The following is a 13,134-nucleotide window of genomic DNA, read 5'->3' as shown; positions in this document are numbered from 1 at the left end:
TTCGGATGGGTCACACCGGAGAAGTGTAACATCGGATGACCAGTTCGTCATAATTGGCAACCCCTTAACAGTGGCGTTGTCGCCCCCGCCCGATATAATGACGCCCCTTTACTTGTTGGACTCCGAGGTTGTGCATGCGGCTTGATAAATTTCTGTGCGATTGTTCCGATTTGACCCGCTCGCTGGCAGGCAAACTGATCCGTCAGGGTGAGGTCATGGTGGATGGCATTGTGGTCAAGCAGCCCGCCTTTCATATCAATGAGCAGAGCCAGATCGAGTTTGACGGCGTGCTGCTGACGCTGGAGCAGCGCAACCGCTATTTCATGCTGCACAAGCCGGAAGGGTATGTCTGCTCCAACGAGGATCCGGATCACCCGACTGTCTTCTTCCTGATGGATGAACCGGCGATGGGCAAGCTGCATGTAGTGGGTCGCCTCGACCTCGATACCACGGGTCTGGTGCTGGTGACCGATGACGGTCAATGGTCCCACCGCATCACCTCGCCGCGCCACGAGTGTGCCAAGACCTATCACGTCTGGCTGGCCGATCCGGTGAGCCCGGATGCAATCGAGCTGTTCGCCGAAGGAGTCTACCTGCGTAACGAGACCGATAAAACCCGTCCTGCCCAGCTGGAAATTCTCGGCGAGTGCGAGGCCCGCCTGACCATTCACGAAGGCAAGTACCACCAGGTCAAGCGGATGTTTGCCTCCATCGGCAACAAGGTCGTTGGCTTGCATCGCGAGCGGGTGGGCGGCTTGACGCTAGATGAGGCGCTAGCTCCCGGTGAATACCGTGAGCTGACCGCTGAGGAGATTGCCCTGTTCTGATCAGGGATGGTGCCGGGGGTCAGTGAGTGCTGAAACCCAGCACCAGTGCTGTGCCCAGGGTGGCAATCAGTGCACCCGCCCAGGCGGCAATGGATGGCCGCTCCCCCGAGTGCCACCACAACAGCGGCAGCAGCAGTACCGGCGTGGTGGAGGAGAGAATGGCCACCATGCCCACCTCGCCCTGCCGCAGCGCCATCAGGATCAGCGTCATGCCCAGCCCCATCGCCAGAAAACCGTTGGTGGCAATCATGGCGAGGATATGGCGATTGACCGGTTTGAGCGGCATGGCCAGTGGCAAACGCCCCAGCCGAAGGACGTAGTGGGCCAGCAGGGCACTGCCCATCCGGATACCCGATGCACTCACCGCATCCACCTCACCACTCATCATCACCGGCTTGGCGATGATGGCTCCCACGCTTTGACACAATGCCGCCGTCAGGCCAAGGCCAATTCCCAGCGCCAGATTGCCACGGATCTGCTCCCACTCGTTGCTGCTACTGCGTCTGCCAAACAGGATCGCCAGCATCACGCCGGCAAAGACCAGCATGGCCCCCAGCAGTCGCCAGCCCGTCAGCTGTTCATTAAAGAGCCAGAGCCCAAGCAGGGCGGAAAACAGCGCATGGCAGGAAAAAAGCAGGGCACTGCGTCTTGGCCCCAACCGGTTCATGCAGGCAAACAGCGCCGTATCGCCCACGAAGATGCCGACCAGCCCCGAGATGGCGAGCAGGGGCAGGGCGTTTGCGGTGAGGGTTTGCCAGCCACCGGTGAGCAGACTCATGGTGCCGAGCATCAGGCTGACCAGAAACATGCGCCAGCGGCTGTAGGCAAATGCGCCGAGATGACGGGCCGGTTTGACCGAAATTAGCGCTGCAACTGCCCATAAACTGGCCGACGCGAGGGCCAGCCACTCATAACCCATAAAAACTCCTGAAAAAATTAACCCGAAAGACTCCATCTCCCGGGCAAGCCCGATACAATACGGGGCGTTTTCGGGGATAACAAGAGCGGCATCAGGCATTCATCAGGCGCGCCGTCGGCCTTCCCCTCCTGCAGTGGTGTTATTCGAGGTTTTGTCATGAGGTATGGTTTCTTCCCCAAGCTGGCGCAACGCTGGCTCTCCCCGCTATTGCTTGCCGTGCTGGCTGGGCCCCTGGCCCATGCCACCACCGTTGAGCAGCAGCCTCTGCTTGCCGATCGGCAAACCCTGGTCAAGGGCAACGGTGCCGAGCCGGAGTCACTGGATCCGGCGCTGGTGCGATCCGGTTTTCCGGGGGAGGCGGTACTGGTCGATCTGTTTGAAGGGCTGGTCAGCGAAGATGGTCAGGGGCATATCGTCCCTGCTCAGGCACAGCGCTGGGAGGTGAGTGAAGATGGGCTGGAGTGGCGATTCTTCCTGCGCCCTCAACTGAAATGGTCCAATGGCGAGCCGCTGGTGGCCGCTGATTTCGTCTATGCCTGGCGCCGTCTGCTCGATCCGGCCATCAACTCTCCTTCTGCCGGATTGCTGCTGGCGACGGGGATCAACAATGCGCAATCCATCTATGCCGGCGCACTGGAGCTCGACAATCTTGGCATTGAGGCGCAAAGCGATCAGATCCTGAAAGTCACCCTGGAGCGGCCGGCTCCCTATTTCCTGCAACTCATCAGTCAGCGCCCCTTTGTGCCAGTCAACCAGAAGGCGATAGCCAAATTTGGCAAGCAGTGGACCGAGCCCGGCAAGCTGGTGAGCAATGGTGCTTATCGGCTGGCAAGCTGGACGCCGAACGAGCAGATCGAAGCCGAGCGCAATATCGACTACTGGGATGACCTTCACACCCGTATCGGACGGGTCACCTATCTGCCTATCACTTCGCAACATGCCGAACGGCTGCGCTATGAGGCTGGTGAAATACAGCTTACCAACAAGGTCTCCCTCGGCTATTACCAGAAGATGAAGCGCGAGTCTCCGGAGCGGCTCTGGGGCTTGCCGCTGTTTGGCACCTATCTCTATGCGTTCAATTTGAAGCGACCCGAACTGCAGGATGTGCGGGTGCGTCAGGCGCTCTCCATGGCGGTTGATCGACAGCAGCTCATTGGATCGGTGAGCGGGCAGGATGAACAGGCAGCATGGTCGCTGTTGCCGGAGATGCCGGGTTACCCCCGGGTGATATTGCCTGTGGCGCTTGAAGATATGCTAACCCGCCAGGCCAAAGCGGCAGCGTTGCTGTCAGCGGCAGGGTATAACAGTGCCAATCCACTCAAGCTGAGCATTACCTACAACAGCGCAGAAACCCACAAGCAGATGGCGATGGCCATTGCCGCCATGTGGCAGAAGCTGGGGGTACAGGTCACCCTCAACAGTCTGGAGTGGGGTGCCTATCAGGTGGCCAAGGATAGCGGTGATTTCCAGGTGGCCAGAAGCTTCCTGTTTGGCGATTACGTGGAGCCGTCTGCCATGTTGGGCAGCTTCCGTTGTCAGGATCTGCGCAACGAGAGCGGCTACTGCAATCCCGACTTTGATCTGTTGCTGGAGCAGGCTGCCAATACGCTGGACAGCGCGAGCCGGGTTGAACTCTACCGGCATGCCGAACAGTTGCTGCTTGAGGAGGCGCCGATCCTCCCCGTGTATCATTACAATCAGATGAGACTGGTTGACCCCACCCTGCGGGGACTGCCCAGCCAGAATTTGAAAGGGACGATTGCCACCAAGGATCTCTATTTCAGCCCGCAGTGAGGAGCATTTCATGAAACTTGCCATCATTTCCGACATCCACGGCAGCATCATTGCGCTGGAGCGGGTGCTGACCCAACTTGAGCCCTGGCAGCCGGATCACTATCTGCTGCTCGGCGATCTGCTCAACCATGGCCCGCGTAATCCTCTGCCGGAGGGATATAACCCGGCTGCGGTGGCCGATCGGCTCAACGAGCTGGCGCCACAGATCATCGCGGTGCGGGGCAATTGCGATTCCGAAGTGGATCAGATGCTGTTGCGCTTTCCCATCACAGCCCCCTACAACCAGTTGCTGGTCGATGAGCGGCGCTGGTTTGTCAGCCATGGCCATCTTTATCGCCCGGACGAGGTACAGCTACCGCCGGGTAGTCTGTTCCTGAGCGGCCACACCCATGTGCCGGTGCTGGAGTGGCAGGGGGAACGGATCTTGATGAACCCGGGGTCGATCTGTTTCCCGCGCGGCGAGTTGCCTGCCAGTTACGGGAGCTATGAGGACGGGATACTGCGCGTCAATGCGTGTGAGGATGGGCGAGAGTTGTTGCGACTGGTGCTTTAAAACTGCGAGCAAAAATGCAAGGCCTGATAAGAGATGTCAGGCCTTGATACCGTAGGAGCGGGTGCCAGAGCGAGTATTACCCTTGGCGTCATAGGTCAGGCTGTTGCGATCGCGCAGTTGACTCAGAAAGGTTGCCAGACGACGGTTTGAGACGATGCTCAATTCAAGCAATCGACCGTTGATATCATTTTGTGCCTGGCAGGCATCCAGTTTTGCACGAAGCTGCGCCATCTCGTCTGGATAGGCTGCCAGCTGTAGTGCCAGTTCCGGCATCTCTGCGAGGGTCTTGTCCAGCGTTTCTATCGCAGCAAGCAGCTGCTGTTTGCGCTCGGTCAGTGCAGGCAGGGCCAGTGCCTGATGCTGTTCGAGCAAGCTGAATTCCTCTTCCAGAATGCATTGCATCTGGCTGAGGTAATTATCTTGGGTGTGCAGTAACGAAGGTAAATCTATCATCCCAGAACTTTGTCCAGATTGGCCTCGAAACTGAACATCTTCTTGGCCACAGCGTCGCTGTTAACCTGATATTCGCCACTCGCGACGGCTTTCTTCAGTCGTTCAACCTTGCTCTCGTTGCCGGTTGAGGCGGTATTGAGGTTCTGTTGCATTTTTTGCAATTGTTGCGCCTCACTGGTCAAGGAGACTGAGTCCAGCTTGACAGTGGTCGCTTTGTTTTCGGGCGATGAGGTGACTGACTTGCTGCCTGTCCCCTGGCTATTAGCGGTATTTTGCAACCGATTATTCGCCAAGTTGTTGATATTGTTGATGGCCATTTTAGTTACCTTCGTCTGCTTTAAGGTTTGCTTACCTGTTTATCGGTGCGGCAGGTCAAAACTTTAGAAAAAATTGTTCAGGCTCCGGATATCAAAAAGTGACCGATGCGGCACCGACAGCTGTGACTTTACCTTCCACCGTTTTGCCGGAGCGAATATTGACGAGTTTGATGATCTCTCCGAAACTGCCATCTTGCAAGGCTCGGGCCATGGTTTTGATCTGGAAATTGCTGTTCTCGGCAGTCAGGGTGACCTGATCCCCTTTACATACCACGCAAACTTGGCTCAAACGGATGGGCTGTCCCGGTTTGATCTCCCGCTTGCTGCGGACTCCGATAAGAGGGGCTGTGTCAGTCAGGTAGTCGCCGCGGATCAGGGTTTGATCCTGAAACGCTACTACCAGCTGGCTTTCACTCAGCAGATCCCCTTTGGCTATCGGAGCCGTGACGGTAACAAAGGGTTTTTGAATACTGACCCTTACAGGTAAGTAGACATCCCAGGGTTTGTCTTCTTCACACTTAATGTAAACTGTTGTATTACGGCGAATTTCCATTTTTGCTGGTAAGCTGATGGTCAACAGATCTTCGCAACGGGTCAGTGGGAGTCTCTCATCAAGGGTCGCAGCTGTGACCTCTGCTCTGGCATCCAGCTGCAGATCGAGTTGGCTATAAACGAACTCTTCTGCCCGCTCCCTCAGATAGGTTGTGACCTCCGAGGCATCGCTGGAAGATATGCAGCCAAAAAAGAGGCTGATGAGTAAAAGTCGGTTAATCATTTTCGCTCGTCGGTCGATAAGTTGTTCACGCATATCACCATATTTAACTATGATTGCTTCAGAATCTGTTTGTTGTCACATCGATAGTCTGACGCAATCCATCACGCATGCATGATTAATGCCAAGCGTTTTTAGGGAGTGTTTATGGCCAGTATCCTGGACTCGGTCAACCAACGTACCCAGCTAGTGGGGCAAAACCGGCTGGAATTGTTGTTGTTTCGTCTTAATGGACGTCAAAGATTTGGCATCAACGTATTCAAAGTGCGTGAAGTGTTGCAGTGTCCCCCGTTGACCGTGATGCCCAAGTTGAACTCCTGTATTCGCGGGGTTGCTCATATTCGAGGCCAGACTATCTCGGTCATCGACCTCAGCATGGCGATGGGCAAGCGTCCAATTGAAGATTTGAGCAAGTGCTTCATTATCATCTCCGAGTACAACCGTTCTATTCAGGGTTTTTTGGTTCACTCTGTGGAACGCATTATCAATATGAATTGGGAGTCTATTCTGCCTCCCCCCAAGGGGGCCGGCCGTATCAACTATATGACGGCGGTTACCGAGGTTGATGGTGAGTTGGTCGAGATCCTCGACGTTGAGCGCATTCTCAACGAAATCTCTCCTGTTTCTACCGAGGTCAGCCAAGAGCTGGTGGAAGCCAGTGTCGAGCATCCGACCTTGGGGCGTCCTGTGCTGGTTGCTGATGACTCGTCTGTTGCACGCAAACAGGTACAGCGTGCGCTTGAGGCAATCGGTGTCGAATGTGTGCTGGCAAAAGATGGCCGCGAGGCATTGAATATGTTGCTGGAGATGACCAAAAATGGCCCTATCAAGGATCAGATTGCGCTGGTGATTTCTGATATCGAAATGCCTGAGATGGATGGCTATACCTTCACTGCCGAGATCCGGAATAATCCCAATCTCAAAGATTTGCATGTTATTCTGCATACCTCGCTCAGTGGTGTATTTAACCAGGCAATGGTACAAAAAGTTGGTGCAAACAACTTTATTGCCAAGTTCCAGCCTGATGAATTGGCCAAAGCCGTACAAAACGCACTCTAATTAAAGAAGAACAGCTGCATGAAGACACTTTCGGACGACTTATACAAACAGTTCAGCAACTTTCTTGCGGTACAGAGCGGAATCGTGCTGGGTGATAACAAACAGTATCTGGTGAAGAGCCGTCTCTCACCGTTGATGGCGCAGTTTGGCATCGAGAGTCTGTCTGAACTGGTCACCCGTGCAATGAGTGTGCGTGAGCGTGACCTGAAAATGGCGGTTGTTGATGCGATGACCACTAATGAAACACTCTGGTTTCGCGATACCTATCCGTTCCAGCTGTTGACCGACAAGATTTTTCCTGAGCTGGGTAAAAGTGGTCGTCCTGTCAAGATTTGGTCTGCCGCTTCGTCTTCGGGGCAGGAGCCCTATTCTATCGCCATGACTGCGCTGGAGCAGCAGATGAAGAAACCTGGCACCTTGCCTGGTGGGGTGCAGATTGTCGGGACAGACATATCGACTACTATGCTGAATCAGTGTAAGGAAGGGGTATATGACAGTCTGGCATTGGCCCGCGGATTGTCGCCAGAGCGCAAGAAGATGTTTTTTGAGCCCTATGGTGATAACAAAATGCGGGTGGTAGAGCGAGTCAGAAAATTGACCACCTTCCGGCCGCTTAATCTGCTGGAAAGCTATAGTCTGCTCGGTAAATTTGACATCATTTTTTGCCGTAATGTGCTTATCTATTTTGCACCGGAAGTGAAGTCAAAAATCCTCAACCAGTTTGCCTCCAGCCTCAATCCTGGTGGGTACTTGATGCTGGGAGCTTCAGAATCACTTGCGGGACTGACCGACAGATTCGAGATGATACGCTGCAATCCCGGAATTGTTTACAAGGTCAAATAGCGTTGCAGCCCTTGGTATTCGAGGGTGTCGGGATTGTTGACACTGTTTATAAGAGGGGAGGCACTGCGCCTCCTTCTCTTTTTTCGGCTCCATTCATGATGGCATTGTGCCATGTTCCCATATACCCGCACTGCAGAGCTTTTCATTCCATCCACAAGGTTGAGCATACCTGGACTCGACAGCCAGCAGTGTCTTGTAAATCGTCTGGCACATCTCTTGCAGGCAAAATATACCAAGCAGGAGGTGTGCTATGGCTTTTTCATTTGACAAGGCATTTGGTATCCATCAATACACGCTGGGTGTTCGCGCCAAGCGTGCCGAGGTGTTGTCCAGTAATATCGCCAATGCGGACACGCCAGGTTTTAAAGCAAGAGATATCAACTTTGCACAGGCGTTGCAGGATGCCCAGCATAAACAGGGTTTTGGCCTGGTAACAACCAGTGAAAAGCACTTTGCCTTGAATATGGATGCCCCCGGTACTGTCCAATACCGCAATCCGTTGCAGCCCGATACGGGTGATGGCAACACGGTGGATGTGCAGCAGGAGCGGAGCGAGTTCTTGCGCAACAGTCTGGAGTACCAAACCTCCCTGGAATTTATGAACCGCAAGATCAGTGGCTTGCTTAAAGCCCTGAAAGGAGAGCAGTGATGAGTTTGTTCAAGGTCTTTGATATTGCCGGCTCGGCCATGAGTGCGCAGTCTGTGCGTCTCAACACGGTTGCCAGCAATATGGCCAACGCGGACAGCGTCAGCTCCAGCGTGGAAAACACTTACCACGCCAGGCGGCCAATTTTTGCCGCTCAGCTCGATCAAGCCATGTCAGATAAACAGGGGTCGGTCGGCGTTGAGGTGAAGGGCATTGTCGAAAGCAAGGCTCCACTGCTCAAGGAGTACAACCCTAACCACCCGATGGCGGACAAGGATGGCTTTATCTTCAAACCAAATGTCAACATGGTTGAAGAGATGGCTGACATGATCAATGCCTCGCGCAGCTACCAGACCAACGTACAGGTTGCAGATTCGGCCAAGAAGATGCTGCAGCAGACGCTTCAGCTTGGCAAATCCTGATAGGAGGGATGCAACATGGTCGATACCACCAACAGTGTGAACGGCATTGGCCGTACCACGGCCCAGACTACTGGCACCACCACTACGCCGAAGAAAGAGCTGGATCAGGCTTCGTTTATGAAACTGCTGACCATGCAACTGTCATATCAGGATCCCTTCAAGCCGGTGGACAATGCCCAGATGCTCTCCCAGATGGCTTCCATGTCGACCTCGGAGGGGATCAACAGTCTGTCTACCCAGATGGGCAAGCTCAATGAGCAAATGATCTCCAGCCAGGCTCTGCAAGCCTCTTCTCTGGTTGGCCAGAATGTGCTCTTGCCCAGCAATGTTGGCTATCTAGACAAGGAGGGCCCTATCTCAGGCGTAGTGCAGGTTGGCACTGCCAATAAATATGCGGGAATAAAGATTACCGTGGAAGATGAAGCTGGCCAGGTTATCAAGGAATTTAGCCTGGAAGGAGAGCAGAAGGGCAATGTGGAAATCGCCTGGGATGGCACTGACAAGGCAGGTAACCGGGTCAAACCTGGAAAATATGTGCTCAAGGCCAGTGGCAGTGTGGATGGAAAGGCGGAAACTATCCCTACATACGCTTATGGCAAGGTCGATAGCGTTGCCTTGGGGAATGCAACAAACCCCACACTGCTCAACTTGAAGGGATTGGGCAGTACCCTGCTGAGTTCCGTCCTTCAAATATCAGGAACCAATGCAAACCAGACGGTTACTCCGTCAAAAACCACGTCGACAGCATCGATCTAAGGAGCTGGATATGTCATTTAACAATGCCTTGAGCGGTGTTAACGCGGCACAAAAAGACTTGAACGTCACCGCTAACAACATTGCGAACGTTAATACTACGGGCTTTAAAGAGTCCCGTGCCGAGTTTGCGGATGTCTACGCCAACTCCATTTTTGTCAATGCCAAGACCCAGGTTGGTAACGGTGTGGCGACCGGTGCGGTGGCTCAGCAGTTTCATCAGGGGGCTCTGCAATTTACCAATAACGCGCTGGATTTGGCTATTCAGGGGAATGGCTTCTTTGTGACCTCTGACAGCTTGACTAACCTGGATCGCACCTATACTCGGGCTGGCGCGTTCAAGCTCAATGAAAACAGTTATATGGTTAACAATCAGGGCCATTATCTGCAAGGTTATGAAATTAATGCTGACGGTACGCCGAAAGCTGTGAGTATCAATGCGACCAAGCCGATCCAGATACCGGATCGAGCGGGTGAGCCTATAAAGACCAGCAAGGTTGAAGCGAGCTTCAATTTGCCTTCCAAGGCGACCCCCTTGTCGGCGGGAACAATGCCGGATCCTCTTGCGGTGCCTCCTGTGGTTGGCAGTCTGTCGAGTTTTGATCCAAAAGACTCGAAAACTTACTCGTCTTCCACGTCTGTTGTGGTGTACGACTCTTTAGGTGAACCCCATACCATCACCCAGTATTTCGTCAAAGAAGCAAGCGATGCGGATCCTACCAAACCGGCAGATCCTACAGCATGGCGTATGTATTTATATGAGGGCGACAAGCCTATTGATATTGATAGCGGGGTTCAAACCCAGATGGCAACAGGTGTGAATCCTGTACCGTTAGCTGCTCGTTTTACCTTTGGTGCCGATGGTAAAATGATCACCCCAACTACCCCTGCAACAATTCAAACAGTGGCGTTGGGGGCAGGCGGCGCAGGCATCATCACTAATGGTGCTGATCCCACTCAGACCTTTGAGATTTCGTTGGGCACAATAACCCAATATGCCTCACCGTTCGAAGTCAACAAGTTGTCACAGGATGGTTCCACAGTCGGCCGTTTGACCAAAGTCGAGATCACGCCGGATGGCATTGTGTCCGCGACTTACAGTAACGCGACAACCATCAAGGTGGCCATGGTGGCCATGGCAAAGTTTGCCAACTCACAAGGGTTGACCCAGATAGGAGATACCTCCTGGCGGCAATCCCTGCTCTCTGGCGATGCATTGCCGGGAACGCCCAACTCCGGCACCTTCGGTACCATCAAATCGTCGGCGCTGGAGCAATCCAACGTGGATTTGACCTCCGAACTGGTTGACCTGATCACTGCCCAGCGTAACTTCCAGGCCAACTCCCGCTCTCTGGAGGTAAATAGTTCGCTGCAGCAGACCATCTTGCAGATCCGTTAATTCCTCTCCGGCAACGGGGCACCTTGGGTGCCCCGTTTTTTTATAGATCTCTGCTGCCGAATGGTGCGGCATTCCCCCTTCTGTTGGCATCCAAATTGCAGCTCTGCTGTCAGAGTCATCTGTTTGACGGAGAATCCCATGGATCACCTGCTTTATATCGCCATGTCCGGGGCCAAAGAGAACATGAACAGCCTGGCTGTTCGCGGTAATAACCTCGCCAATGCCAATACCACCGGCTTTAAATCAGATTTCGAGCAGGCCCGCAGCATGCAGGCTTTTGGTGAGGGGCTGCCCAGTCGGGTATTTGCCATGACGGAACGTCCCGGCCAGAACTTGCAGCATGGCATGTTGATGACCACGGGGCGGGATCTTGACGTGGCGGTGGATGGTCCCGGCTGGATTGCAGTGCAAGATCCCAAGGGGGGGGAGGCCTATACCCGTATGGGAAATCTGCAGGTCAATGCGACTGGTAACCTGCAAACCTCGACCGGTCTGAACGTCGTGGATGACGGTGGTCAACCCATCGTGCTGCCAATGCCGATGGAGAAACTCGAAATCAATCGGGATGGCACTATCAGTGGTCGTCCTGAAGGGGCAGCTGCGAACTTGTCGGAAGATTTTCAGCGGATCAAGCTGGTTAACCCGGCTGCAGATGCGGTAGAGAAGGGGCAAGATGGTCTGTTCCGGCGCAAGGATGGCCAGAATGAACCCGCCTCGGCCAATGTTGGCCTGATTGCCGGCTCCCTGGAGGGGAGCAACGTCAATGTGGTGGATGAGATGACCAACCTGATCAGGTTACAACGACAGTTTGAAACCCAGGTCAAGATGATGAAAACGGCCGAAGAGAATGACGAGGCCCAAACCCAGTTGCTGCGTATCAGCTAATCGAGGAGTTACCTATGAATCCTGCACTCTGGATCAGCAAGACCGGGTTGGATGCTCAGCAGACCAATATTTCGGTCACATCGAACAACCTGGCGAACGCCAGCACCGTTGGTTTCAAGAAATCGCGGGCCATTTTTGAAGATTTGCTTTATCAGAACATTAATCAGCCCGGTGGCCGTTCGTCGGCCGATACCGAGCTCCCCTCCGGCTTGATGCTCGGTGCTGGAGCCAAGGTCGTGGCCACCCAGAAAAACCACAGCCAGGGCAACGTACAGACGACTGACAATTCGCTGGATCTGATGATCAGTGGCCGTGGCTACTTTGAAATCCAATTGCCCGACGGCAGCCTTGCCTATACCCGTAATGGGCAATTCACCCTTAACAGTGAAGGCACCATAGTGACACCGGGTAACGGCTATCCTCTGCAGCCAGAAATCCAGATTCCGGAAAATGCCCAGAGTGTCACTGTCGGCACTGATGGTCAGGTCTCGGTACAGCTCAAGGGGGATGGTGCCTCTCAGGTGGTCGGACAGATCACCCTGTCAGACTTTGTTAATGCCAGTGGCCTGCAGCCGATGGGTGAGAACATGTTTCTGGAAACCCAGTCCAGCGGTGCCGCCATTCAGGGGACTGCGGGGGCGGATGGTATGGGAGTCATTAAGCAAGGGATGCTGGAGAGCTCCAACGTTAACGTCACCGAAGAGCTGGTGAATCTTATCCAGGCTCAGCGAGTCTACGAGATGAACTCCAAAGTCCTCTCAGCGGTGGATGGCATGATGTCCTTCCTGATCCAGCGGACCTAATGGGGAGAGCCATGATGAAAAGCGTATGGATGCTGGGGTTGCTGGTGTTGGGGGGGTGTAGCAGTACTCCCAATACACCCAGGCCTGATGACCCCGAGTTTTCCCCCGTATACGGGGAGTCGGAACCGGTCTCGGTGAGACCGACGGGTGCTATTTTTCAACCGGATCAGGTTAATGGCATCTACTCGGACATCAAGGCGCACAAGGTGGGTGACATCATCACCATCGAGTTGTCGGAATCAACATCTGCATCGAAGAAGGCCAATACCCAGAGTGGCAAGGACAACAAGTTTAATCTGGAACCAGTGACGCTGGGGGGCGTACCGGTTACGGCCAGCCCCTATGATCTCTCCGCATCCATCGGTCAAAACAGTGCGTTCAAGGGGCAGGCAAAAGCAGATCAAAGCAACAGTTTGCAGGGCAATATTTCGGTCAGTGTTGCCAAGGTATTACCCAATGGCAATCTGCTGGTACGAGGTGAGAAGTGGATCATGCTCAACAATGGCAATGAGTATATCCGTATCACCGGCCTGATTAGACCGGAGGATGTCACCTCGGATAACAGTGTGTCATCCCAGAAAGTCGCCAATGCCCGCATTTATTACGGTGGTACCGGCGATCTGGCCAATACCCAGGAACAGGGATGGCTTACCAGCTTTTTCAATGGTCCCTGGTGGCCGCTCTAGGAG

At 54.1% G+C, this 13,134-nt stretch carries 16 protein-coding genes; 12 read left to right on the top strand and 4 right to left on the bottom strand.

The annotated features are described in order from the left end of the window. The first annotated feature begins 134 nt into the window (after nucleotides 1-134). Nucleotides 135-827, top strand: coding sequence for a 16S rRNA pseudouridine(516) synthase RsuA (rsuA, locus tag G5171_RS09810; protein ID WP_019446126.1), 693 nt, complete (start codon nucleotides 135-137; stop codon nucleotides 825-827). Between the two features lie 19 nt (nucleotides 828-846). On the opposite strand, the gene G5171_RS09805 is transcribed toward rsuA, so the two are convergent. Continuing rightward, nucleotides 847-1,746, bottom strand: a complete 900-nt coding sequence (locus G5171_RS09805; protein WP_216979077.1) for a DMT family transporter — start codon at nucleotides 1,744-1,746, stop codon at nucleotides 847-849. Nucleotides 1,747-1,902: 156 nt separating this feature from the next. Here G5171_RS09805 and G5171_RS09800 point away from each other — a divergent pair, with 156 nt between their 5' ends. Both G5171_RS09800 and yfcE read left to right on the top strand, forming a co-directional pair. Beyond that, the gene (locus tag G5171_RS09800; RefSeq protein ID WP_421260099.1) at nucleotides 1,903-3,540 is read left to right on the top strand and encodes a peptide ABC transporter substrate-binding protein; all 1,638 of its coding nucleotides are present in this window, start codon (nucleotides 1,903-1,905) and stop codon (nucleotides 3,538-3,540) included. 10 nt (nucleotides 3,541-3,550) lie between these two features. Then, entirely contained in the window at nucleotides 3,551-4,093 is a 543-nt protein-coding gene (yfcE, locus tag G5171_RS09795) for a phosphodiesterase (RefSeq protein WP_216979075.1), read from the top strand. Nucleotides 4,094-4,129: 36 nt separating this feature from the next. Here the strand turns inward: yfcE and G5171_RS09790 are convergent, their stop codons facing one another. The 3 genes from G5171_RS09790 to flgA form a co-directional block, all read right to left on the bottom strand. Next, the gene (locus tag G5171_RS09790; RefSeq protein ID WP_421243990.1) at nucleotides 4,130-4,546 is read right to left on the bottom strand and encodes a flagella synthesis protein FlgN; all 417 of its coding nucleotides are present in this window, start codon (nucleotides 4,544-4,546) and stop codon (nucleotides 4,130-4,132) included. Beyond that, the gene (gene flgM / locus G5171_RS09785) at nucleotides 4,543-4,863 is read right to left on the bottom strand and encodes a flagellar biosynthesis anti-sigma factor FlgM (protein WP_005344518.1); all 321 of its coding nucleotides are present in this window, start codon (nucleotides 4,861-4,863) and stop codon (nucleotides 4,543-4,545) included. Before flgM ends, G5171_RS09790 begins: the two co-directional genes overlap by 4 nt. Nucleotides 4,864-4,954: 91 nt before the next feature. Continuing rightward, entirely contained in the window at nucleotides 4,955-5,638 is a 684-nt protein-coding gene (gene flgA, locus G5171_RS09780; RefSeq protein ID WP_216980329.1) for a flagellar basal body P-ring formation chaperone FlgA, read from the bottom strand. A gap of 144 nt (nucleotides 5,639-5,782) precedes the next feature. Between flgA and G5171_RS09775 the strand changes: the two genes are divergently transcribed. From G5171_RS09775 to flgH, 9 genes are all read left to right on the top strand, one after another. Then, nucleotides 5,783-6,694, top strand: a complete 912-nt coding sequence (locus G5171_RS09775; RefSeq protein WP_005344523.1) for a chemotaxis protein CheV — start codon at nucleotides 5,783-5,785, stop codon at nucleotides 6,692-6,694. 18 nt (nucleotides 6,695-6,712) lie between these two features. Then, a complete protein-coding gene (locus tag G5171_RS09770) occupies nucleotides 6,713-7,537 on the top strand; it encodes a CheR family methyltransferase (RefSeq protein WP_005344525.1) in 825 nt (274 codons plus the stop codon). Between the two features lie 250 nt (nucleotides 7,538-7,787). Continuing rightward, nucleotides 7,788-8,186 (top strand): flagellar basal body rod protein FlgB, encoded by a 399-nt coding sequence (gene flgB / locus G5171_RS09765; RefSeq protein ID WP_005344526.1) that lies wholly within the window; start codon nucleotides 7,788-7,790, stop codon nucleotides 8,184-8,186. Beyond that, nucleotides 8,186-8,605 (top strand): flagellar basal body rod protein FlgC, encoded by a 420-nt coding sequence (gene flgC, locus G5171_RS09760; protein WP_005344527.1) that lies wholly within the window; start codon nucleotides 8,186-8,188, stop codon nucleotides 8,603-8,605. Before flgB ends, flgC begins: the two co-directional genes overlap by 1 nt. A 15-nt stretch (nucleotides 8,606-8,620) precedes the next feature. After that, nucleotides 8,621-9,361: a flagellar hook assembly protein FlgD gene (locus G5171_RS09755; protein ID WP_005344528.1), complete on the top strand. Its 741-nt coding sequence runs from the start codon at nucleotides 8,621-8,623 to the stop codon at nucleotides 9,359-9,361. Between the two features lie 10 nt (nucleotides 9,362-9,371). Further along, entirely contained in the window at nucleotides 9,372-10,757 is a 1,386-nt protein-coding gene (gene flgE / locus G5171_RS09750) for a flagellar hook protein FlgE (RefSeq protein ID WP_216979074.1), read from the top strand. Between the two features lie 138 nt (nucleotides 10,758-10,895). Beyond that, nucleotides 10,896-11,642 (top strand): flagellar basal-body rod protein FlgF, encoded by a 747-nt coding sequence (flgF, locus tag G5171_RS09745; RefSeq protein WP_005344530.1) that lies wholly within the window; start codon nucleotides 10,896-10,898, stop codon nucleotides 11,640-11,642. 14 nt (nucleotides 11,643-11,656) lie between these two features. After that, nucleotides 11,657-12,445 (top strand): flagellar basal-body rod protein FlgG, encoded by a 789-nt coding sequence (flgG, locus tag G5171_RS09740; protein WP_005344532.1) that lies wholly within the window; start codon nucleotides 11,657-11,659, stop codon nucleotides 12,443-12,445. 14 nt (nucleotides 12,446-12,459) lie between these two features. After that, nucleotides 12,460-13,131 (top strand): flagellar basal body L-ring protein FlgH, encoded by a 672-nt coding sequence (gene flgH, locus G5171_RS09735; protein ID WP_236346693.1) that lies wholly within the window; start codon nucleotides 12,460-12,462, stop codon nucleotides 13,129-13,131. Nucleotides 13,132-13,134: the final 3 nt, after the last annotated feature.

Origin of the sequence: Aeromonas sp. 600774 (assembly GCF_049175075.1) — a bacterium.
Taxonomy (GTDB): Bacteria; Pseudomonadota; Gammaproteobacteria; order Enterobacterales; family Aeromonadaceae; genus Aeromonas; species Aeromonas veronii_A.
The sequence above is the reverse complement of the archived record's forward strand: the minus strand, read 5'-3'. Positions and strand labels throughout refer to the sequence as shown.